The organism is Kribbella lupini, from assembly GCF_039529595.1.
Classification (GTDB): Bacteria; Actinomycetota; Actinomycetes; order Propionibacteriales; family Kribbellaceae; genus Kribbella; species Kribbella lupini.
Window position 1 is genome coordinate 625140 of the sequence record NZ_BAAANC010000001.1, and the last position, 23092, is coordinate 648231.

18 protein-coding genes and 1 pseudogene are annotated in these 23092 nt (G+C 69.8%); 11 read left to right on the forward strand and 8 right to left on the reverse strand.

The genetic code is table 11. The features are described from left to right. Positions 1-625: 625 nt before the first annotated feature. On the reverse strand, positions 626-1348 hold the full coding sequence (gene lipB / locus ABD235_RS02870; protein ID WP_344168856.1) for a lipoyl(octanoyl) transferase LipB: 723 nt from the start codon (positions 1346-1348) through the stop codon (positions 626-628). Between the two features lie 120 nt (positions 1349-1468). On the opposite strand from lipB, the gene ABD235_RS02875 reads away from it, so the two are divergent. Then, a complete protein-coding gene (locus ABD235_RS02875) occupies positions 1469-3037 on the forward strand; it encodes a protein kinase domain-containing protein (RefSeq protein WP_344168859.1) in 1569 nt (522 codons plus the stop codon). 94 nt (positions 3038-3131) lie between these two features. Next, positions 3132-4286, forward strand: coding sequence for an HNH endonuclease signature motif containing protein (locus tag ABD235_RS02880; RefSeq protein ID WP_344168862.1), 1155 nt, complete (start codon positions 3132-3134; stop codon positions 4284-4286). 613 nt (positions 4287-4899) lie between these two features. On the opposite strand, the gene ABD235_RS02885 is transcribed toward ABD235_RS02880, so the two are convergent. Next, on the reverse strand, positions 4900-5289 hold the full coding sequence (locus ABD235_RS02885) for a Ppx/GppA phosphatase family protein (protein ID WP_344173634.1): 390 nt from the start codon (positions 5287-5289) through the stop codon (positions 4900-4902). Positions 5290-5535: 246 nt separating this feature from the next. Further along, on the reverse strand, positions 5536-6426 hold the full coding sequence (locus ABD235_RS02890) for a TIGR01777 family oxidoreductase (RefSeq protein WP_344168865.1): 891 nt from the start codon (positions 6424-6426) through the stop codon (positions 5536-5538). A gap of 144 nt (positions 6427-6570) precedes the next feature. On the opposite strand from ABD235_RS02890, the gene ABD235_RS02895 reads away from it, so the two are divergent. Then, on the forward strand, positions 6571-6723 hold the full coding sequence (locus ABD235_RS02895; RefSeq protein ID WP_344168868.1) for a hypothetical protein: 153 nt from the start codon (positions 6571-6573) through the stop codon (positions 6721-6723). A 153-nt stretch (positions 6724-6876) separates the two neighbouring features. Here the strand turns inward: ABD235_RS02895 and sucB are convergent, their stop codons facing one another. Together sucB and lpdA are read right to left on the reverse strand one after the other, a co-directional pair. Beyond that, positions 6877-8931: a 2-oxoglutarate dehydrogenase, E2 component, dihydrolipoamide succinyltransferase gene (gene sucB, locus ABD235_RS02900; protein ID WP_344168874.1), complete on the reverse strand. Its 2055-nt coding sequence runs from the start codon at positions 8929-8931 to the stop codon at positions 6877-6879. Positions 8932-9039: 108 nt separating this feature from the next. After that, positions 9040-10428 (reverse strand): dihydrolipoyl dehydrogenase, encoded by a 1389-nt coding sequence (lpdA, locus tag ABD235_RS02905; RefSeq protein ID WP_344168876.1) that lies wholly within the window; start codon positions 10426-10428, stop codon positions 9040-9042. Positions 10429-10842: 414 nt separating this feature from the next. Here lpdA and ABD235_RS02910 point away from each other — a divergent pair, with 414 nt between their 5' ends. Continuing rightward, entirely contained in the window at positions 10843-11160 is a 318-nt protein-coding gene (locus ABD235_RS02910) for a hypothetical protein (protein ID WP_344168878.1), read from the forward strand. Positions 11161-11291: 131 nt separating this feature from the next. Here the strand turns inward: ABD235_RS02910 and ABD235_RS02915 are convergent. Continuing rightward, positions 11292-12045, reverse strand: a pseudogene (locus tag ABD235_RS02915) (carbon-nitrogen hydrolase family protein). Positions 12046-12150: 105 nt separating this feature from the next. Here ABD235_RS02915 and ABD235_RS02925 point away from each other — a divergent pair. Further along, positions 12151-12477: a cupin domain-containing protein gene (locus tag ABD235_RS02925; protein ID WP_344168886.1), complete on the forward strand. Its 327-nt coding sequence runs from the start codon at positions 12151-12153 to the stop codon at positions 12475-12477. A 16-nt stretch (positions 12478-12493) separates the two neighbouring features. Here the strand turns inward: ABD235_RS02925 and ABD235_RS02930 are convergent, their stop codons facing one another. Then, the gene (locus tag ABD235_RS02930; protein WP_344168889.1) at positions 12494-13987 is read right to left on the reverse strand and encodes a leucyl aminopeptidase; all 1494 of its coding nucleotides are present in this window, start codon (positions 13985-13987) and stop codon (positions 12494-12496) included. A gap of 170 nt (positions 13988-14157) precedes the next feature. Between ABD235_RS02930 and gcvT the strand changes: the two genes are divergently transcribed. The 6 genes from gcvT (at position 14158) to ABD235_RS02960 (ending at position 21860) form a co-directional block, all read left to right on the forward strand. Then, positions 14158-15252 (forward strand): glycine cleavage system aminomethyltransferase GcvT, encoded by a 1095-nt coding sequence (gcvT, locus tag ABD235_RS02935; protein WP_344168892.1) that lies wholly within the window; start codon positions 14158-14160, stop codon positions 15250-15252. 435 nt (positions 15253-15687) lie between these two features. Then, a complete protein-coding gene (locus ABD235_RS02940) occupies positions 15688-16695 on the forward strand; it encodes an ABC transporter permease (protein ID WP_344168895.1) in 1008 nt (335 codons plus the stop codon). Between the two features lie 40 nt (positions 16696-16735). Next, positions 16736-18493, forward strand: a complete 1758-nt coding sequence (locus tag ABD235_RS02945; RefSeq protein ID WP_344168898.1) for an ABC transporter substrate-binding protein — start codon at positions 16736-16738, stop codon at positions 18491-18493. Between the two features lie 141 nt (positions 18494-18634). Further along, positions 18635-19627 (forward strand): ABC transporter permease, encoded by a 993-nt coding sequence (locus ABD235_RS02950; RefSeq protein ID WP_344168901.1) that lies wholly within the window; start codon positions 18635-18637, stop codon positions 19625-19627. Between the two features lie 56 nt (positions 19628-19683). Next, the gene (locus ABD235_RS02955) at positions 19684-20790 is read left to right on the forward strand and encodes an ABC transporter ATP-binding protein (protein WP_344168904.1); all 1107 of its coding nucleotides are present in this window, start codon (positions 19684-19686) and stop codon (positions 20788-20790) included. Positions 20791-20798: 8 nt separating this feature from the next. Continuing rightward, positions 20799-21860 (forward strand): ABC transporter ATP-binding protein, encoded by a 1062-nt coding sequence (locus ABD235_RS02960; RefSeq protein ID WP_344168907.1) that lies wholly within the window; start codon positions 20799-20801, stop codon positions 21858-21860. Between the two features lie 120 nt (positions 21861-21980). Here the strand turns inward: ABD235_RS02960 and dnaN are convergent, their stop codons facing one another. Further along, positions 21981-23075 (reverse strand): DNA polymerase III subunit beta, encoded by a 1095-nt coding sequence (gene dnaN, locus ABD235_RS02965; protein ID WP_344168910.1) that lies wholly within the window; start codon positions 23073-23075, stop codon positions 21981-21983. Positions 23076-23092: the final 17 nt, after the last annotated feature.

A 23092-nucleotide genomic window follows, 5' to 3' on the forward strand; every position in this document is an offset into this window, starting at 1 on the left:
GACACATCCAACCCCTGCCTCACGGCGCGTGCGACAACACCCCGGCAGGCTCCGACTCCCGCCCTGGCGGGATAGGCCGGTAGTGCGCAGGCGACACATCCAACCCCTGCCTCACGGCGCGTGCGACAACACCCCGGCAGGCTCCGACTCCCGCCCTGGCGGGATAGGCCGGTAGTGCGCAGGCGACACACCAACCCCTGCCTCACGGCGCGTGCGACAACACCCCGGCAGGCTCCGACTCCAGCCCTGCCGGGATAGGCCGGTAGTGCGCAGGCGACACATCCAACCCCTGCCTCACGGCGCCTGCGACAACACCGCAGCAGGCTCCGACTCCCGCCGTGGCCGGACAGTCCGGCAGCGCTCAGGCGGGACACTCCAACTGCTGCTTTCACGGCGCGTGCGACAACACCCCGGCAGACTCCGACTCCCGCCCTGGCGGACAGGCGGGCGGCGCGCAGGCGACACATCCAACCCCTGCCTCACGGCGCGTGCGACAACACCCCGCCAGGCCCCGACTCCCGCCCTCGCGGACAGTCCGGCAGCGCGCGGGCGACAAACTCCAACTGCTTCCCTCACGGCACTTGCGACAACACCCTGGCAGGCTTCCCGCCGCCGCCCAGCCGACCTACGGCGTGACAGCCAGCCCGTACGTGATGCCCGTCGGCGCCGGATCCACGTGATCCAGGTCCGGCGTCCGCTCGTACTCGTCCCACGCCAGCATCCGATCCAGCTCCCGCCGTACCGCCGGCAGCACCTCGGTCACGCTCACGTCCCGCCCGAGTTCCTTGGACAACGTCGTCACGTCCGCGTCCGAGATCCCGCACGGCACGATCCGGTCGAACCAAGCCAGATCGTTGTCGCAGTTCAGCGCGAACCCGTGCATGGTGACGCCCTGCGCCACCCGGATCCCGATCGCCGCGATCTTCCGCTCCCGCCCACGGTCGTCGGCCGGAACCCACACCCCGCTGCGCCCCTTGACCCGCCCGGTCCGTACGCCGAGCTCGGCGCACACCGCGATCAAGGCCTCCTCCAGCCGCCGCACGTAGTCCACCACGTACACGTGCGACGCCAGCTTCACGATCGGGTACCCCACGAGCTGCCCCGGCCCGTGCCACGTGATCTTCCCGCCCCGGTCGACGTCGACCACCGGCGTACCGTCCACCGGCCGCTCGTGCGGCTCGGTCCGCTTGCCGGCCGTGTAGACCGGCGGGTGCTCGAGCAGGATCACCGTGTCCGCGCCGGTGCCCTCGGCAACCGCGGTGTGCAGCCGCCGCTGCTCCTCCCACGCCTGCTCGTAGTCGACCGCCTCGGCGCCGAACCCGGCCTCCACGTACTTGATAGCTCTCACGCCTTCGAGTGTATGTCTCACCCTCACTCCGACGTCGCGCACCATCCACAGCCCCCGACCACCAGGGCTTGCTGTGGATAACTTCGCGGCCGTCGGTGACGATTCGTGCACCCTCTTGGCATGGCACTCGACGACATCGCCGGCTACAGCTTGCGCCGGAAGCTCGGGTCCGGATCGGCCGGCACCGTCTGGCTGGTCCGCGACCTCGCCTCCGGCCGCCACGCCGTGCTCAAACGAATTCCCGCCCCGACCATCACCAACCCGACGGTCTTCGAACGAGACCTCACCACCCTGCTAGCCATCGACCACCCTCACATCGCTCGCCTGATCGAAGTCCGCCAGTCCGAGTCCGACTGGCTCCTCTTCGGCCAGCACGTCCCCGCCGGCAACCTGACAGCCCTCCTCGGCCGGAGAGGCGACCTCGCTCTAGGCGAGCTGGTCACGCTCATCAGCCCACTGGCCGAAGCCCTATCCCTTCTTCACCACAAAGGCCTCCACCACGGCCGCCTGACCCCAGCCAACATCCTCTTCGACGCCGACGGCCGTCCCGTCATCACCGACACAGCCCTCCGCTCCCAAGACCCCACCACCACTCAAGCCGACGACCTGACAGCCCTTGCTGCCCTCACCCAACTTGCCGCCGGCACCACCACCCCGTTCCCCGCGAGCCTCTTCACCGACACCGCGGCCCCAGCCCTCGCCCGCAAGGTGCTGGACCTCTCCCCACCCACCCCTCTCAACCTCGCCTTCCCCGACCACTCCACCTCCGATCCCCAGCCCGCTCGATCCCGCCCCCTTCTCACCCCAAGGCCGGCCCCCGCCCCGACCATCCCCGCCCAGACCATCCCAACCCCGACCATCCCAACCCTGACCGCGCCTGGCCCGACCGCCCAAGCCCCAACCGCCGGTCCCAGCGTGATCCCCACCGTCCATCCCCGCCGCCCGCAGAACCGCCGCAAGCCCCGCCGAGACACGACCCGCCGAGCCCGCCGCGACAACACCACGCGCCTCAACCAGATCCTCGCCAACACCACCCACCGAGCAACCCGCTCGCACCGAACGGCGTACGGAATCCTCGCCGCCTCAGCCCTAGCGGCCTTGGTGGTCACAGCCCTGGCCCTGACCACTCTCGGCATCCTCGACACCCCCACCACCAACCCAGCCGCAGCCGCACCCCCGTCGCCAACCCCCACCAAAGCCACCACCCCAACCCCAGCCAAAGCCGCCACACCAACCCCAGCCGAACCCCCAACCTCAACCCCAGCCGAACCCCCAACCTCAACCCCAGCCCCCACAGCCCCGCCCTCACCCAACTCCAAAGCCTGGCAACAAACCCTCCAAACCCTGGACCAACGTCGAGCCCACGCCTTCTGGACCCTCAACCCCGCCGAACTCGACGCCGTCTACCAACCAGGCAGCCACCCCTGGACAACGGACCGAGCAGCCCTGGCCACCTACCAAGCCCAAAAGATCCGAATCGCCAACCTCCGCTTCCACATCGAGCACCTCACCCAAGAACCCACCCCCGGCCCCACCGTCACCCTCCGAGTCACCGACCGGCTCATCTCCGCCACAGCCCTGACCCCCACCGGCCGAACCCAGCTCCCACCCGGCCCACCCACCACCCGCCGCATCACCCTCGCCCCTACCGGCAAGACGTGGCGCATCACCACCATCACCCCCGCCTGATCCCCTTCAAAACAAGGCTTTTCTCTCAAAACTGTCGGCGCCCTCCAGGAGACTGATCCGTATGCCGTACTGCGACGAGCGACCCCCGTGGTCCATGACCGGCAGCGAACTGCTGTCGGCGCTCGACGCTGCCCAGACCGAGATCACCCGACTGCAGACGTACCGCCTGCAACTCCTAGCGGCCCTGGACACCAACGGTCACGCCGCCGAGATCGGCGCGCGGGACACGATCCAATTGATCTCCGTCCGCCATCGTCTGGACCCCACCGAAGTCCGCCGTGACCTCCGCCTGGCCACCGCCCTGCCGAAGTACTCCGAAGTCCAAGCAGCCCTCAGCACCACCGAACCCTCGAGCCCGGCACTGCACGTGGCCCAAGCCGAATCCATCGTCACCACCCTCGAACGCATCCCTGCCGCGGCGAAGGTCCCCGTCGAGACCCTCCAAGTCGCCGAACACGAACTCGTCAAAGCCGCCCAAACCCTCGCCCCCGCCGACCTGCGCAAACTCGGCAAACATCTCCGTGACACGCTTGACACCGACGGGCCCGAACCCGCAGAAGCCCGCGCTCTCGCCGCAGAAACCCTCTGGCTCAGGCGCGGTGAACTAGGCGTCGAGTTCGGCGGCTACCTGGCCGGCGACAACGCCGAGCTGTTCCACACCTTGATCTTCGCCGGCGCCAAGCCCCACCAGACCCCCGACGGCGCCCGCGACCCCCGCAGCCGCGGCAAACGCCAAGCCGACGCCCTGACCGCCATCCTCACCACCGCAGCAGCCACCGGGACAGCAGCCCCAGCCCACGGCCACATCAAACCCCACATCACCGTCACCATCGCCCTCAACGACCTGACCGCGGGCACCGGCACCGGCACCCTCGCCTCAGGCACCACCCTGTCCACCAGCACCATCCGCCGCCTCGCCTGCGACGCCGGCATCATCCCGATGGTCCTCGGCTCCAACTCCGAACCCCTCGACGTAGGCACCGAACACCGCTTCGTCACCCCAGCCATCCGCCAAACCCTCAACACCCGCGACAAAGGCTGCGTCATCTGCCAGGCCCCCACCGCCATCTGCGACGCCCACCACCTCACCCACTGGGCCGACGGCGGCCCCACCACCGTCACCAACCTCGCCCTCCTCTGCAAAGCCCACCACATCGACGTCCACCAAGGCCACTGGACCATCACCATGCACCAAGGCCATCCCCAACCCACCCGCCCCACCTGGGCCGACAAACCCAAACCCCCGTGACGCAGACAACCCCAACCCCTCGACGAGCGCCCACTCCACCCAGCCCGCTCGAGGGCACTCCATCCTGCCCACCCACCGCTACACCACCCCAGACCCCCGGCCCCCGCCCGTGAGCCATTTCCAGCGCCCCCCAACGCATGCACTGTCTCCCGGCCCCCTAGCCCTGCGCCACCCACGGCAGCAGCACCGCCTCGTCACCAGCCTTGGCTTCTTGGGCCAGCGGGGCGCCTTCTTCGCCGAGAGCTTGCCTCAGGCAACCAATGCGGCACGGTCCGGGCGCCGCTCCCGGACACCGGCAGCAGTCCCCATCAGAATCACCTGCCGATTCCTGTACCGCCCCGGACAGCACCAACCACCGCCCACGCCAGGGGATCAACCTCCGGCATCGGAACCGTCCACGCTAGGGAGCCGCGTCCGGCACGGGCCGCCCACCTCACGGGCGTCACGTTCTGGACGAGCACCACTTCCCCTCTGGTGGCCAGGCCTCGGCACACCTCCGACACCAGAGTCAGCATCGGCGCAGCCTTTCCTGCGGGCATCGCCTATGGCGTCGGCATCAGCCCTGCCACGGTGCAGCCGACGGCATCAGCATCACCTCCAGCACTGGCTGCCTTCATACCACCACCGCCGCGACGCTGCCCACGCGCCGCGGTGGCGCGCTTGGCCAGCAACCGGCGGTCGGTCTGAATGCGGCCAGTCCGATGAGGCCGGCCGTACTGGCGGCACGTCTGGTAGCAGGACGAGCCCCGCGGTCAGCGCGGCGTCCATCTGGTGATGGAGACCGTCCCGACGACCAGCCGAACCACCGGCGTACGGCGAGGAACGTCAGGCGCGCCTCGTCCTGCCCGCTGAGCACCTGCAGGTCGACGTCGCTCTCGGTCCGGACCCGGTCGAACACGGACATCTCGCTCGGTGCCTCGCGCAGCGCGGAGGTCGCGAACGCGAGCACGGACTCGCAGCCCTTGTGCTCGGCCAGCTCGGCCCGGGGTGCCGTCCGCGGCAGCCGCGCTCGGCTGGCAACCGGCGGTCGATCTGCGGCGGGACCAGCGCGACGAGGCCGATCGGCGCTGGTGCCGCGGCCCGCAGCAGCACCGGTCCCGCATCACCTGCGTCGGCTTCCGTACCGACAACGCGCGTCACCCCTCGCACCGATGACCGGTGGTGGACCTGCGCTGCCGGTCACGGGGGCAACTCCGGCGGCCGGCAGCGACGCCACCGCGCCAGCGCGCGGCGCGGGAGGGAAAGGCTGTTAGTGGGTGAGGGCTGCTGCGACGGCTAGTTGCGGCGTTGGGTGGGTGAAGGTGAAGCCGGTGGTTTGGAGGGTGGTGGGGAGGGTTCGTTTGCTGCCCAGGAGTTCCCAGGCGAACTCGCCCAAGAAGGTGGTGAGGGCCTTGGCGGGGACGGGGATCAGGGCGGGGCGGTGGAGTTGGGCGGCCAGGGACTTGGTGAGGGCCTGGTTGGTGATGGGGGTGGGGAGGGTGATGTTGACCGGGCCTTCGACGGTGTCGTTTTCGGCGGTGTGGCGGACGGCTCGGAGCCAGTCGGTGAGGGAGACGACGGGGAAGTACTGGGTGCCGGGGCCCAGGCGGCCGCCGACGCCTAGGCGGAAGGGGAGGGCGAGGAGTTGGAACGCGGGGGCCTGGTGGGCCAGGACTACGCCGGTGCGGAGGGTGGCTACTCGGCAGCCGGCCTCGCGGGCGGGGTCGGCTGCGCCTTCCCAGACTCGAACGACGTCCGCGAGGAAGCCTTCGCCGAGGGGAGACGCTTCGGTGAGGAGGTCGTCGCTGCAGTCCATGCCGTAGCCGCCGATGCCGCTCTGGGTGAGGAAGACGGGCTTGCGGTCGAGCTGGGCGGCTGCTTCGGCAAGGGTCGCGGTGGTGCGGACGCGGCTCTCGCGGATGGTCTTGCGGTACGTCGGGGTCCAGGGGCGGCCGATGTTCGCGCCGGCGAGGTTGATGAGGACGTCGGCGCCGGCGAGGGCCTGGGTGTCGAGGCGGCCGGTGGCGGGGTTCCACTGGAGCTCGTCAGGGGAGGCGGGCGAACGGCGTACCAGGCGGGTGACTTGGTGGCCGTCGGCAACGAGATCGCGGGCGAGCGCCGTACCGAGGAAGCCGGACGCGCCGGCCAGGACGTACTTCACGCGAACCTCCGGGGGAAGCTGAAAGGCGAGGGACAAGGAAAGTCAGGCGGGTGGGGACGAAGCGGTGGCTGCTCAGGTGGGAAGCGCACGTCCGGTACCGGTTCGGGGCCGATGGGCGGCGGTATCGAAGCAGCTGTTCGGTCGGTGGTCGGGCGCGCCCTGGTGGGCCTCGCCGGCGAACCGGTCGAGCTCAACTCGCCTTGGAGCACCCCGCCAGGGCGACTTCGCTGCCGTGAGTGGACCGGCGACCAGGGCCGGCTCGACGATCTCGAGCTCACGACGTACGTCGGCGGGTAGGTGGAGGGGGAAACGCAGCCGACCCGCTGCGGGCTGGGAGGCCCGAGCGGGTCGGCTGTGGTGCTGCTCGCCGGAGCGGATGACGGCTGGTGCCGCTGGACACGTCACCGGCCGCCGTTCAGACGTCGAACTGGGCTCGGCGTCGTCTCTGGATCAGACGTCGAACTGGGCTTCTTCCAGGCGGGTCTTGACTGCCGTCAGGTAGCGGGCGGCGTCGGCGCCGTCGACCAGGCGGTGGTCGTAGGTGAGGGCCAGGTAGACCATCTGGCGGATCGCGATGGTTTCGCCGAGCTCGGGGTGGGTGATGACGACCGGGCGCTTGACGACCGCGCCGGTGCCGAGCATGCCGACCTGGGGCTGGTTCAGGATCGGGGTGTCGAACAGGGCGCCGCGGCTGCCGGTGTTCGTGATCGTGAACGTGCCGCCCGCCATCTCGTCCGGCAGCACCTTGTTGTTGCGGGTGCGGTCGGCGAGGTCGGCAATCTTCTTCGCCAGGCCGGCGATGTTCAGGTCGCCGGCGTTGTGCACGACCGGGACCATCAGGCCCTTCTCGGCGTCGACGGCGATGCCCAGGTGCTCGGCGGCGTGGTACGTGACCTCGCCGGCCTCCTCGTTGATCGAGGCGTTGAGCTTCGGGTACTGCTTCAGCGCGTCGATCGCGGCGAGCGCGAAGAACGGCAGGAAGGACAGCTTCACACCCTCGCGGGCGAAGAACTCGTTCTTCTTGGCGTTGCGCAGCTTGGCGATCTCGGTGACGTCGACCTCGACGACCGTGGTCAGCTGGGCCGAGACCTTCAGCGAGTTCACCATGTGGCTGGCGATCGCCTTGCGGATCCGGCTCATCTTCTCGGTCGTACCGCGCAGCGGGCTGACCGGCGCCTTGGCCGCGGGGGCCGCTGCTGCCGGGGCTGCTGCCGCAGGGGCCGGGGCGGCCTTCGCAGCCTCAGCGGCGGCGATGACGTCCTGCTTGCGGATGCGGCCGCCGACGCCGGTGCCCTGGACGGCGCCGAGGTCGACGTTGTTCTCCGCGGCGAGCTTGCGGACCAGCGGGGTGACGTAGTTCGGGCCCTCGGAGGAGGAGCCGTTGGAGCTGGCGGCCGGAGCCTGGGCTGCTGGAGCCTGCGCGGCCGGGGCCTGGGCGGCGGGCGCCTGGGTCGGCTGCGGGGCGGGGGCTGCCTGGGGGGCCGGGGCCTGAGTGGGGGCCTGGGCCGGCGGGGCCTGCTGCGGGGCCGGGGCCGGGGCCTGGGCAGCCGGCGCCTGGGCGGCGGGAGCCTGAGCCGGGGCGGCCTGCGGGGCGGGGGCCTGGGCGGCCGGGGCCTGCTGGGCCGGGGCCTCTTCCTTCGGGGCTTCCTGCTTCGGGGCCTCGGCCGGGGGGTCCTGCTGCGGGGCTTCCTGGGCGGGGGCCGCGTCGGCGGAACCGACGACGGCGAGCTCGGCGCCGACCTCCACGGTCTCGTCCTCGGCGACCTTGATCTCGAGGAGCTTGCCGGCGACCGGCGACGGGATCTCGGTGTCGACCTTGTCGGTGGATACCTCGAGGAGCGGCTCGTCGACGGCTACGTCGTCGCCGACCTGCTTCAGCCAGCGCGTCACGGTGCCTTCGGTGACGCTCTCGCCGAGGGCCGGCAGGGTGACGGAGGTGCCACCTGAGCTGGGTGCCGATGCGGCCGGGGAGGCCGCGGGGGCTGAGGCCGCTTCGGCCGAGGGAGAGCTGGAGGTGTCGTCGCCCGAGGCCTGCGCCTGCGGCGCGCCCGAGGCCTGCGGCGCGGCCGAGTCGGCCTGCTGCGCGGCCGGGGCCTGCGCCTGCGGCTGGGCCTGCGCCTGGTCTACGGCTGGCGCCTGCTGGCCGGCGGGAGCCTGCGCCTGCGGTGCGGCCTCCTGGGCGGGGGCCTGCTCGGCCGGAGCGGCCTGCTCGGCCGGGGCCTCGGCCTGGGCCGGGGCGGAGTCCGCGGACTCGCCGGAGGTCTCGCCGGCGTCGCCGATGACGGCGAGTTCGGCGCCGACCTCTACGGTCTCGTCCTCGGCGGCCTTGATCTCCAGGAGGGTGCCGGCCACGGGGGAGGGGATCTCGGTGTCGACCTTGTCGGTCGAGACCTCCAGCAGGGGCTCGTCGACGGCAACCGTGTCACCGACCTGCTTGAGCCAGCGGGTGACGGTTCCTTCGGTGACGCTCTCCCCGAGGGCCGGCAGGGATACAGAGGTCGGCATGACGGTCGTTGCTCCTTCGTCGATCGGTCTCGAAGTCAGCCTACGGTGCCGCCGGAACGGGGCGCCGCCGGGTCACGGCGGACACGCCCGTTGCGGCGCACCACCAACTTACTCGTGGAAGTGCAAAGGCTTTCCGGCCAGCGCCAGGTGCGCTTCGCCGAGGGCCTCGTTCTGGGTCGGGTGGGCGTGCACGAGCGGCGCGACGTCGGCCGGGAACGCCTCCCAGTTGTAGATCAGCTGGGCCTCGCCGATCAGTTCGCCGACCCGGGAGCCGACCATGTGCAGGCCGACCACCGCGCCGTCCTTGGCCCGGACCAGCTTCACGAACCCCTGGGTCTTCAGGATCTGGCTCTTGCCGTTCCCGCCCAGGTTGTAGTTCAGGATCTCGACCTCGCCGTACGTCGCGCGCGCCTGCTCCTCGGTCAGGCCGACGGACGCGACCTCCGGCTCGGAGTAGGTGACGCGCGGGATGCCGGCCTCGTCGATCGGGGCCGGGTTCAGCCCGGCGAGGTGCTCGGCGACGAAGATGCCCTGCTGGAAGCCGCGGTGCGCGAGCTGCAGCCCGGGCACGATGTCGCCGACGGCGTACACGCCCGGCACGCTGGTCTGCAGGTTCTCGTCGACGGTGACGAAGCCGCGGTCGAGCGCGACGCCGACCTCCTCGTACCCGAGCCCGGCGGTGTTCGGCCCGCGGCCGACCGCGACCAGCAGCAGCTCGGCCTCGATCACCTCGCCGCCGGCGACGGTCACCCGGACGCCGTTGTCGGTGACCTCGACGGACTCGAACAACGTACCGGTCTTGAAGCCGATCTTGCGCTTGCGGAACGCCCGCTCGAGCGTCTTGCTGCAGTCGGGGTCCTCGGCCGGGACGAGGCGCGGCAGCGCCTCGACGATCGTCACCTTGGTCCCGAACGAGGTCCACGCGCTGGCGAACTCGACGCCGATCACGCCGCCGCCGAGCACCACCGCGGACTCCGGCACCCGGTCCAGCGTCAGCGCGTGCTCGCTGGCGATCACCCGGTGGCCGTCGAGCTCGAGGCCGGGCAGCGAGCGCGAGTACGAGCCGGAGGCGATGATCACGTTCTTGCCCGTGTACGTCGTACCGCCGACCTCGACCGTGGTCGGGGAGGTCAGCCGCCCCTCGCCCTCGATCACGGTGATGCCGCGGGACTTGATCTGCCCCTGCAGGCCCTTGAACAGCCGGTCGACGACGCCGTCCTTGTACTTGTTCACGCCGCCCATGTCGACGCCCTCGAGCGTCGTCCGGACACCGAACTGCTCGCCCTCGCGGGCGGAGTCGGCCACCTCGGCGGCGTGCAGCAGCGCCTTGGTGGGGATGCACCCACGGTGCAGGCAGGTCCCGCCGAGCTTGTCCTTCTCGACGAGGGCGACGGACTTCCCGAGGACGGCGGCGCGCAGCGCGGCGGCGTACCCGCCACTGCCTCCGCCGAGAATCACCAGGTCGTAGGTCTGCGTGCTGTCTGCCGTGGTCGTCACAGGTTCCTCCGTGGGTCAACAGGTCGGCGGGCGGCCCCGGGTCGCGGAGTTCCGGCCCGGCGTCATCTTGTCACCGAGCCGGCGTCACGTCGTGCCCGGGCTCGCCGTACGGCGGCCGGCTGTTTGCGGGGGTGTCCGCTGAGGACGGCGCCCGGTGGGCCGGTGTCCGGCGAGGAGCCGCCGGCCGTTCCGAACTTCTTCGGCAGGCGCCGCGTCGTACTCAGCAGCCCGTACGACGGGCCGTCCGGAGGCGGGGGTCCTCGGGGGACCGGACGGCTCGGGAACCACGTGGCGCCGCGGTCGCGGCCGTCCCCGCCAGGGGACGGCCGGCAGCGAGGGGTGGCCGCGGCGGCGCGTGGTGGGCGGGACCGTTGGATCAGGCACGAATTTGCGGTGATAGGGGACACTTTGTCCATGAAGTGGTTCGGTCGCCGGAACAAGCCCGGCACGTTGCGCAAGTCGGACAGCCCCGACCAGGCGCATCTGCGCGAGTTCGTCCAGACGCGCCAGGGCGTCGAGGGGTTCGTCGAACCGCGCACCGCGGTGACCGAGTACACCTTGCTGCTGGTCGCGGTCGACGGCGAGTGGACCCGTCGCCGGGTGCCCTCGGTCGAGTGGGCGCACACCTTCCTGAACAAGCTGGGCATCCCGTCGTACGACGCCGCCGTGGTCGGGTACCCGCCGCGGATGCGCGAGTACAACGCCCGCCAGAAGAAGAACGGGCTGGCCTGACCGGCTGGTCGAACGCTCCGGCTGACGGATCCCCGAGGTGCTGCTGCGCCTCGCAGGCGCCGTTCGTTCAGCTAGAGCCTGTCGGATCCCGCTAGAGGCCGACGGATCCAGCTAAAGGCTGTCGGATTCAGCTAGAGGATCGGCACGCGCCGGCGGGTCGTCGCGACCAGGTCGGCGTCGACCGTGCCCAGCAGCAGGCCGGTCTCCGAGCCCAGGCGTGCGTTCACCCGTCCCAGTGGGTCAGCCAGCACGCTGCGACCGATGCCCAGTGGATCGGTCCCGGCCGGGGGAGTCCACGCCTGGTCGCACGCCAGCAGCCAGGCCTGCGCGTCCGACGCGCGGGCGCGCGTCAGCAGGTCCCATTGCTCCTCCTTGCCCGGCCCGGCACCCCAGGACGCCGGTACGACGACCAGCTCGGCGCCGAGCCGGCCCAGCGCGCTGAACTGGTCGGCGAACCGCAGGTCGTAACAAGTCGCCAGCCCGACCGTCAGCCCTCGGAGCTCGAACGTCACCAGCTCCTTGCCGGGAGCCACCAGATCCGACTCCCGCGAGCCGAACGCGTCGTACAGGTGGATCTTGCGGTACGACGCCTCCACGCCCGGCCCGGTCGCCAGCAGCGTGTTGAACACCCGTCCGTCGTCAGACGGCTCGAACAGTCCCGCGACGACGACCACGCCGGTCTCCTCGGAGACCTTGCGCAGCGCGTTCGCGAACGGCCCGTCGAGCGGCTCCGCCACTGCGCAGGTCGCTGCCGAACGCCGCCAGCGTGGCCTCCGGCAGCGCGACCAGCTGAGCGCCCGCGTCAGCGGCCCGGCGTACGGCGTCGGTCGCAGTGGCCAGATTGGCGACCGGGTCGGCGCCGGCCAGGAGCTGGGCGGCGGCCACCCGCAGAGGACGTCACAGAACCTCCAAAGCTGTATACGTTGAGTATGCAAGTGCAGCTGATCCACGACGGCACGCTGGCGCCGCTCGCCGCGGCTTGGGATTGAGATGAAGGCCGAGCACGAGTTCTTCGCGGTCGACCAGGTCCCGTGGACCTACGCCGGGAACGGCATCACCCAGCGGGTCCTGAGTGAAGGACCCGAGGACAATCTCACCCGGATCGCCCGCTGGGCTCCGGGCACGACAACCGACGAGGTGATCCGCCACGAGTACTTCGAGGAGGTGTACCTGCTCGAGGGTTCGCTGACGGATCTCACCCTGCGGAAGACTTTCAGCGCCGGTCAGTACGCGGCGCGCAGGCCGGGGATGCCCCACGGCCCGTACAGCACGGAAGAGGGCTGCACCATGCTGGAGATCCGCCACCCGGCCGGGTAGCGGATCTCCAGTCAGCTCAGCTGGCCGCAGCGGCGAGTTCTACCAGGGTGCGGACCGAGTAGCCCGTGCCGCCGGTGGGGGTGTAGCCGGAGGGGCCACCGTCGTTGAAGGCGGGGCCGGCGACGTCGAGGTGGACCCAGTCGATGCCTTCGGCAACGAAGTCGCCGAGGAAGGCGGCGGCGGCCAGGGCGCCGCCCCAGGCCTCGCCGGTGATGTTGGCCAGGTCGGCGACCTTCGAGTGCGAGCGCAGCTTGTCCAGCATCTCGGACGGGATCGGCAGCGGCCACATCGCCTCGCCGGCGGCGAGCGCGGCGTCGACGACCCGCTCGCGGGCGGTGTCGGTGTTCGCGAACGCGCCGGCCACCTTGGTGCCCAGGGCAACGACACAGGCGCCGGTCAGCGTCGCCACGTCGACGATCAGGTCGGGCGCGTCCTCGGAGGCGCGGACCAGCGCGTCGCCCAGCACCAGCCGGCCCTCGGCGTCGGTGTTGAGCACCTCGACGGTCTTGCCGCCGTACATGGTCAGTACGTCGGACGGCCGCGCCGCCGAGCCCGACGGCATGTTCTCGGCCATCGCGGCGTACGTCGTGACCTGCACCGGCAGTCCGAGCCGCGCGATCGCGATCGTCGCGCCGACGACCGCGGCGGCGCCCGCCATGTCGGCCTTCATGCTGATCATGCCGGACGCGGTCTTCAGCGACAGGCCGCCCGAGTCGAACGTGATGCCCTTGCCGACGAAGGCCAGGTGCGTGACCGGCTTCTTCGGCGTGTAGCTGAGCCGGATCAGCCGCGGCGGGTTGTCCGAGCCCTGGCCGACGCCGAGGATGCCGCCGTACCCGCCCTTGGCCAGGGCCTTCTCGTCGAGCACCTCGACCTTGACGCCGTACTCCTTGGCGAGCTTCTGCGTGTGCGCCGCGAACTCGGCCGGGTGCAGGTCCGAGGGCGGCATGTTCACCCAGTCGCGGACCTGGTGGACCGCGTCCGCGACGATCTGCGCGCGCTCCAGCGCGGCCTTGGCGTCCTTGTTGCGCGCCAGGTCGGTGAGCAGCGTCAGGTTGCCCGGGGCGTCGGTCGGGGCCTCGGACTTGTAGGCGTTGAAGGAATAGCGGCCGATCAGCGCGCCCTCGGCGACCGCGCGGACGCAGTCGGCGTCCGGCGTCGGCAGCGCGAAGGCGACCGACTGCGCGGTCTTCGCGGCCCGGACGCCGACACCGGCGGCGGTGCGCAGGTCCTCGGTCTTCAGCGCGCCGTCCGGCGCCGCTCCCAGGCCGACCGCGATCAGCGTCGCTGACTTGCCCGGCTTCGGGCCGGGAACCTTGGTGACCTCGCCGGCCTTGCCGGTGGCTCCGAGCCCGGACAGCACCTCCACCAGCCGGCCGTCGTAGGCGGCGTTCAGCGACTCGGTGCCGGCCGGCAGCGCGACGCCGCCGTCGAGCTTGACGACACCGATGACGACGACGTCGGTCTTGACGCCGGCCGCATCTGACTTGCTCAGGGTGATGGTGCTCACGAAATCCTCAGTCCTCCTTGACCGGATGGCAGGGTGCGCCGGTCGTGACGGTACGTGCGTGCTGCCCCAGCATGCTACGTGGCAGCGGCGCGCGCGACGCGTGCCACACCAGCGAGCCTGCCCCATCGGGCTGTCCCGCGCCGGTGCGCCGGTCAGGTAGGTTCCGCTGCATGACCAGCTTGAAGAAGTCCCCGCTGCACGAGCGGCACGTCGCCCTGGGAGCCAAGTTCGCCGAGTTCGGCGGCTGGGAGATGCCCCTGGAGTACGGCGGGGTGGTGGCCGAGCACACCGCGGTCCGGACCTCGGTCGGCGTCTTCGACGTGAGCCACCTGGGCAAGGCCACGGTCAAGGGACCGGGCGCCGCGGCGTACGTGAACTCCTGCCTGACCAACGACCTGGGCAAGATCGGTCCCGGCCAGGCGCAGTACACACTGTGCTGCGCCGAGGACGGCGGGGTGGTCGACGACCTGATCGCGTACCTGCACGCGGACGACGACGTGTTCCTGATCCCGAACGCGGCGAACACCGCCGAGGTCGTACGGCGGCTGGCCGAGCAGGCGCCGGACGGGGTCGTGGTGACCAACACCCACGACGACTACGCGATCCTCGCCGTCCAGGGCACGCACTCCGACGACGTCGTCGCCGCGATCGGGCTGCCGACCGGGCACGACTACATGGCCTTCGCCGTCGCGGACTTCGCCGGTACGCCGGTGGTGGTGTGCCGGACCGGGTACACGGGTGAGCGCGGGTACGAGCTCGTCGTCCCGAACGACGCCGCCGTCGCGGTGTTCGACGCGTTGCTGGCCGCGGGGGAGCAGTACGGGATCGTGCCGGCCGGACTGGGCGCGCGGGACACGCTGCGGACCGAGATGGGGTACCCGCTGCACGGCCAGGACATCTCGCCGCAGATCACGCCGGTGCAGGCGCGGTCGGGCTGGGCGGTCGGCTGGAAGAAGGAGCACTTCTGGGGCGACGCCGCGCTGCGCGCCGAGAAGGAGGCCGGCCCGAAGCGGGTCCTGCGCGGCCTGCGTGCTGTCGGCCGGGGCATCCCGCGCCCGCACATGACGGTCGCCGGCGCCGACGGTCCCGTGGGTGAGGTCACGTCCGGCACGTTCTCCCCGACCCTGAAGAAGGGCATCGCCCTGGCGCTGCTCGACGCGGCGATCAAGGAAGGCGACCAGGTGACCGTCGACGTCCGCGGCCGCCAGGAGCCGTTCGAGGTCGTCAAGCCGCCGTTCGTCACGGTCAACGTCCGCCAGGACTGAGCAGTACCAGCCGACAGGGCCATCTCCCCGGTCGTACCAGCCGGGGAGAGGTCTGGGGATGCTCGGAAGGCGCAATGACCACTCTCGGTGATCGTCGACCGAGCGGGCGGATTCCTGCACTGTCCGTGACAATCTGGCACAAAATGGCCATTGTCGGTGCTGTGCCGCCGCAATTTGTGGATGATCGGTCGCGGAGCGTGAACATTCGTGCCAAATGTACCGCCCCGGTACTCGTTCCGGTAACGATTTGTACACTGCTGCCGGAACCGGCTGGTTTGGTGTCGGACTGTCGGGCAGGCTAGCGCGCGGTTGTGGCGCAGGTCGTTGTCAAGGCATTTCGGCTGCAGGTTGTTCCACCATCCAGGGCCTGGCCCGGTCTACAGACCGTGGCCGGTCCCGTCCCGGAATCTGGCTGACAGAGCTGACGGAGTTTGCATGAGCATCGGTTCACCCGACTCGACCGTAGGTGTCGAGGACCACCCGTCGTCGGCGGAGCCCGTCCGCGACGCGACTGTGGCGCACGGGAAATCGCCGACGCGGATCGCGATGGACCGGCTCCGCAAGGACCGGGTCGCGATGATCTGCGTGGGCGTGGTGCTGTTCTTCATCCTGATCGCGATCTTCGCGCCGCTTCTGGCCAAGCTCGAGGGCAGCGACATCAGCACGTTCACCCCGGACCTGGTCGACGAGTACGGCTTCCCGACCATCGGCATCACCCCCGACCACTGGTTCGGGGTCGAGCCGAAGACCGGCCGCGACAACTTCGCCCGCTGGGTGTACGGCGCCCGCCCGTCGCTGATCGTGGCGTTCGTCGCGACGCTGTTCGGCACCGTCGTCGGCGTGGTGATGGGCCTGCTGGCCGGCTTCCTCGGCGGCTGGGTGGACCGGCTGATCTCGTGGATCATCGACTTCGTCCTGAGCCTGCCGTACCTGCTGTTCGCGATCGCGATGGTGCCGATCGTGGAGAACATGCGCGGTGGCTCGTTCAACCTGACCCCCGACGAGCAGGCCTCGACCCGGTTCTTCGTGCTGATCTTCGTCCTGTCGTTCTTCGGCTGGGCCGGTCTGGCGCGGATCATCCGCGGTGAGGTGCTGTCGCTTCGCGAGCGCGAGTTCGTGCTGGCGGCGAAGGCGATCGGTGTGCCGACCCGTCAGGTGCTGTTCAAGGAGCTGCTGCCGAACCTGGTCGCGCCGATCGTGATCTCGGCGTCGCTGGCCCTGCCGGCGTACGTCACGGCCGAGGCAGGGCTCTCGTTCCTGGGCGTGGGGCTGATCGAGCCGATCCCGTCGTGGGGTCAGACGATCGCCACCGCGACCAACTGGTTCAAGGCCGACCCGCTGTACCTGTGGCTGCCGGTGCTCGGCATCACGGCCCTCGTACTGGCCCTCGCCCTCCTGGGCGATGCGGTCCGCGACGCCTTCGACCCGAAGACTCGCCGGTAGCCCGGCGTTGCCCCAGCGGCAGAAAAGGAGAAACACAACAATGCAGTGGAAGCGGATCACCGCTGTCGCGGCGACGGTCATGATGGCCGCCGTGGCCTGTGGCACCCCGTCGTCGAACAGCGGGAGCGGTAACGGAAACACGGGCGACGCGGGCAAGGCGCAGGAGAAGGCGACCGACCCGACCCTGAAGGGCCCGGCCCCCGAGGTCGAGGGCGCGAAGAAGGGCGGCACCGCGACGGTGCTGTCCGACGTCACGCCGAGCACCTTCGACCCGACCAACATCTACTACACCGACGGCAACCAGATCGGAAAGCTGATGTACCGGGCGCTGACCCAGTACAAGCTGGACGACAAGACCGGCAAGCCGGTCCTCGTCCCCGACCTCGCCGAGGACCTGGGCACCAAGTCGGCCGACGGCCTGACCTGGACGTTCAAGCTCAAGCAGGGCATCAAGTACATGGACGGCTCGCCGGTCAAGGCCGCCGACTACGCGTACGCGATCAAGCGGTCGTTCGCCCACGACCTGTACGACGCCGGACCGACGTACCAGCTGCAGTTCTTCAAGGACGGCGAGAAGTACAAGGGTCCGTACGCCGACGGTGACAACTACTCCGGCGTCGAGACCCCGGACGAGTCGACCCTGGTCATCCACCTGGCGAAGAAGTTCGACGACCTTCCGTTCTACGCGGCGTTCCCGATGTTCACGCCGATCCCGAAGGCCAAGGACACCAAGCAGTCCTACGACCAGAAGCCGATGGTGACCGGTCCGTACATGGTGGAGGGCTACACCGCCGGGACCGAGCTGAAGCTCACCAAGAACCCGAACTGGGACCCGAACACCGACCCGGTGCGGCACCAGTACGTCGACAAGTGGGACTTCAAGTTCTCGCAGGACCTGCTCAAGGTGCAGCGCCAGGTGCTGGCCAGCAACGGGGCCGACGCGAACGCGCTGAACTACTCCAACCTGGACGCCAGCCTGGTGCCCGAGGTCAAGGACCAGAGCCAGATCATCCGCGGTTACTCGCCCTGCACGATCGTGCTCGGCATGGACACCCGCAAGATCCCGCTCGAGGTCCGCAAGCTGATCGCGCAGGCCTTCCCGTTCGACAGCTGGCGCAAGGTCCGCGGTCTGACCCCGGACAGCGCCATCCCGGCCTCCACCATCCTGCCGCCGGCCGTCCCGGGCTACGAGAAGTTCGAGCTGCCGGGCCTGACCGGAACCGGTAAGGGCGCCGAGGACCCGGCCGTCGCGACGGAGATCAAGGGCAAGCTCAAGGAGCTCGGCAAGGAGAACTTCGAGCTGAGCTACTACTACTCCAACGACGACAAGATCCGTCAGCAGCAGAACCAGCTGTGGACCCAGGTCTTCACCGCGGCCGGGTTCAAGGTCAAGTCGGTCGGTGTGCCGAAGGCCAAGATCCGCAGCCTGACCAACGACATGAACGCTCCGGTCAACATCGGTCAGGGCCCGGCCGGCTGGTGCTCCGACTGGCCGTCCGGAACCAGCTGGTTCCCGGTGCTGTTCCGGTCGGACGCCGTCGCGCTCAACAACAGCATCGGCATGATCCAGGACAAGGCGCTGGACACCGAGATCGACCGGGTCGCGGCGCTGACCCCGGACGAGCAGCTGAAGGAGTGGCCGAAGATCGACAAGAAGATCCTCCAGGACTACCTGCCGGCCGTTCCGCTGTACTACAGCGCGAGCGCGTTCCCGGTCGGCAAGAACATCGGTCACGCCATCAACGACGTGACCCAGGGCATGCCCGAGTTCACCTCGATCTACCTCAAGCAGCCCTGATCCGGCTCGCCGGGCCGTCCAGGCCCGGCGGACCAGCAAGCTCCGGTTCGCCGGAGCACCTAGCAGTCTGATCATCTGATGGTGGGGTGGTGACCGAACCTCGGTTCGGTCACCACCCCGATCGGTGAGGAGAAAACCCCCGTGCTCTACTTCGTGGCGCGCCGGCTGGTGAGCGCGCTCAGCGTGGTACTGGTCACGCTTATCGCGACCTTCACGCTGTTCTTCGTCGCCCCGACCGACCCGGCCGCGGCGATCTGCGGTGAGCGCAACTGCACCCAGGAGCGCTACAACGAGATCAAGGAGAACCTGCACCTCGACAGACCCAAGGTGCAGCAGTTCGCCGAGTACACGGCGGGAATCTTCGCCGGGCGGACCTTCGAGACCGCCGGTGTCGTGCAGAAGTGCAACGCGCCCTGCCTGGGCTTCTCGTTCAAGAACGACCGTCCGGTCACCCAGATGCTGAAGGAGCGGCTGCCGGTCACGGTGTCGCTCGTCGCCGGGTACGCCGTACTGGTCCTGACCATCGGCGTCTTCGTCGGCTCGATGGCCGCGAAGAGACGCGGCAGCGTGGGGGACCGGGTGCTGATGACCAGCACGCTGGTGCTCAGCTCGGTGCCGTACTACATCGTCGCGCTGATGGTCTCGCTCTACCTGACGATCCTCTACCCGATCCTGCCGCGCGGTGGGTACACGCCGCTGACCGACAACCCGGCCAAGTGGTTCCTCGGCCTGCTGACGCCGTGGCTGGTGATCGGGTTCTACAACTGCACGCAGTACGCGCGCTACTCGCGGGGCTCGATGGTCGAGACGCTGAGCGAGGACTTCATCCGGACCGCCCGGGCCAAGGGCCTGTCGGACCGGAAGGTGACCTACAAGCACGCGCTGCGCTCGGGCCTGATCCCCGTCATCACCATCTTCGGTCTGGACATCGCCGGCAGCCTGGCCGGCGCGATCTTCACCGAACGCATCTTCGACCTTCCCGGCCTGGGCAACCTGGTGCTGGAGAGCCTGCAGACCTACGACCTGCCGGTGATCATGGGCACCGTGCTGATCGCGTCGGTGATCCTGGTCGCGATGAACTTCCTGGTCGACGTGGCCTACAGCATCGTCGACCCGCGGGTGAGGCTGTCGTGAGCACACCCACCAACGAACCTGGGCCGACCGGCGACATCGGAAAGGCAGGACCCGCCATGAGCGACAACGCGGCCGACGCCAAGCGCGGGCCGTCGATCGCGACCCGCGAGCGCCGGCAGGCATCGCTCAACCCGAGCGGTGAGACGCCGTACCTCGAGGTCACCGACCTGACGGTCAAGTTCCCGACCGCCGACGGCCTGGTCAGCGCCGTGAACGGCCTGACGTACGCCGTACCGCTGGGCCGGACGCTGGCGATCGTCGGCGAGTCCGGCTCGGGCAAGTCGGTCTCCAGCATGGCCGTGATGGGCCTGCACGACCGCAAGCGGACCCGGATCACCGGCTCGATCAAGCTCGGCGGCGACGAGATCGTCGGCCTGCCCGAGAGCGACCTGATGAAGGTCCGCGGCGACGCCGTCTCGATGGTGTTCCAGGACCCGCAGTCGTCGCTGCACCCGCTCTACACGGTCGGCAACCAGATCGCCGAGGCGTACCTGGTGCACCACAAGGTCTCCAAGGACGTCGCCAAGAAGCGCGCCCTGGAGATGCTCGACCTGGTCGGCATCCCGAACCCGATCCGCCGGTTCAAGCAGTACCCGCACGAGTTCTCCGGTGGTATGCGGCAGCGCGCGATGATCGCGATGGGCCTGGTCAACGACCCGAAGCTGGTGATCGCCGACGAGCCGACCACCGCGCTCGACGTCACCGTGCAGGCGCAGATCCTGGACCTGCTGAACAACCTGCAGAAGGAGTTCGGCTCGGCGATCGTGCTGATCACGCACGACCTCGGCGTGGTCGCCGAGATGGCCGACGACGTCCTGGTCATGTACGCCGGCCGCTGCGTCGAGTACGGCACCGCCGCCGACGTCCTGGCCCAGCCGCGGATGCCCTACACGTGGGGCCTGCTGGAGTCGATCCCGACGGTGTCGGCGGCCGCCGAGCGGCTGCGCCCGATCAAGGGCCTCCCGCCGAGCCTGCTGAACCTGCCCAGCGGCTGCTCGTTCAACCCCCGCTGCCCCTACAAGGACCGGGTCAAGGGCGAGCGCTGCACCACCGAGCTGCCCGAGCTGCTGCCGGTCGACGGCGCCGGCGCGCACACGTCCCGTTGCCACCTGCACGACAAGGCCTCGATCTACGAGGCCGAGGTCGCACCGAGACTGGGCTGAGGAGAGAGATGAGCAACCCCGTGCAGGACGCAAATCCAGGGGCACCGGCCACCACCACGCCGCTGCTGCAGGTCCGCGACCTCAAGATGCACTTCCCGATCAAGGAGGCCGCCGGGCTGGGCCGGACCCGCAAGGTGGTCCAGGCCGTCGACGGCGTCAGCTTCGACCTGGCCCCGGGCGGTAGCCTGGGCCTGGTCGGCGAGTCCGGCTGCGGCAAGTCGACCACCGGGCGGATGATCACCCGGCTGCTGACCCCGACGGCCGGCCAGATCCTGTTCAAGGGCACCGACATCGCCCGGCTGAAGGAGCGCGACCTGCGCCCGTTCCGCCGGGAGCTGCAGATCGTGTTCCAGGACCCGTACAGCTCGCTGAACCCGCGGCAGACGGTCAGCAACATCATCAGTACGCCGTTGCGGGTGCACAACCTGGTGAAGAAGGGCAAGGAGCTCGAGCGCGTCCAGGAGCTCCTGGAGCGGGTCGGCCTGAACCCCGAGCACCACAACCGCTACCCGAACGAGTTCTCCGGCGGTCAGCGCCAGCGGATCGGCATCGCCCGGGCGCTCGCGGTCGAGCCCGAGGTGATCATCGCCGACGAGCCGGTCTCCGCGCTGGACGTGTCGATCCAGGCACAGGTGATGAACCTGATGGAGGACCTGCGCCGCGACCTGGGCATCGCCTTCGTCTTCATCGCGCACGACCTCGGCGTGGTCCGGCACTTCTGCGACACGGTCGCCGTGATGTACCTGGGCAAGATCGTCGAGCAGGGCCCGCGGGAGCAGATCTACACCGCTCCGCAGCACCCGTACACGCAGGCGCTGCTGTCGGCCGCTCCCGACCTCGGCACGATCCGCGGCGTCCCGCCGAAGGAGCGGATCCGGCTGGTCGGGGACGTCCCGTCGCCGATCGACCCGCCGAGCGGCTGCCGGTTCCGTACCCGGTGCTGGAAGGCGGAGGACATCTGCGCCACCCAGGAGCCGCTGCTGGAGATCAAGCCGCGCTCGGCCGGCGGGCAGACGGTCGCCTGCCACTTCGCCGAGCCCAAGGCTGATCTGACCGCAGCCACTGCGTGAGTCTCTGAAGCCCCGGCCTGCCTTCGGCGGCCGGGGCGGCGTGAGTTTCTGAAGCCTCGGCCTCGCCTTCGGCGGCCGGGGCTTCAGTCTTTTTCGGGGCTGGGCCGAGGGCCCGTGAGGTCAGGCCTGGGGCAGCAGCCGCGGAGTGATCACGTGCAGGTAGTCCTGCCCGCCGGTCAGTACCGCGGGCTTTCGGCCGCCGGTGTACGACATGGTGAGCTCTTCCGTGCCGAACGAGTTGATCGCGTCCAGCAGCAGTTGCGCGGTGAAGGCGACCGTCAGCGAGTCGCCTGAGCCGGTGATCGGGAGGGTCTCGGCGCCGGACGCGTCGTCGCCGGAGCCGGCGTACACGCGGACCGAGCCCACGCCGTACTCGAGCCAGATCGGCGTCATCCCGTCGGCGACGACGCTCAGCCGCTTCACCACGTCGCGCAACGCGATCCGGTCGACGGTCGCGCTGATCGGGGTCTCGTCGGGGACGATCCGCCGGTACGGCAGGTAGGGCCCGCTCAGCGTGCGCACCCAGGCCGACCGGTCGTGGTTGCGCAGCAGCAGGGTCTCGTCGGCCAGCGACAGCAGCACCTGCCCGCCGTCGGCGGCGAACGCGCGCGACAACTCGCCCAGCGCTTTCGCGGGCACCAGTACGTCGAACGGCTCGACCGGCGAGGTCAGTCCGACCCGTGCGATCCCGAGCCGGTACCGATCGGTGCTGGCCAGCTCGACGCTCTCCCCGGCGAAGCTGAGGTTAATCCCCGCCAGTGCAGGCACCACATCGTCCCGAGCGGCAGAAACTCCCACCTGTCCCACCGCCAGGGCGAACTCACCAGCATCAACAACCGTCTGATGTTCTTCTTCAGGTGAAGTGCTCGCCGGATACTCGGCCACCGGTAACAAGGGCAGAGAATAAACAGCATCTCCACACCGCACGACGAATCTGTTGTCTGCCGCAGTGAGCGTAACCGGCCCGGGCGGCAGGAGTTTGGTGATCTCGGCGAGCATCCGCCCCGGCACCAAACAGGTGCCCTCGGCATCTACCTGGCAGTTCAGCCTCACCTGCGCAGCCATGGCGTGGTCCGTGCCGGCGACCGTCGTACCGTCCGCGTCGGCACAGAACAACAATCCGAGCAGCACCGGTGTACTGGTGCGGTGGGGGAGTCCTCGGGCGACCCAGCCGATCCCGGCGGCCAACTCCTGCTGGTCTGCTACGAGCTTCACGCGCCGCAGCCTAGGAG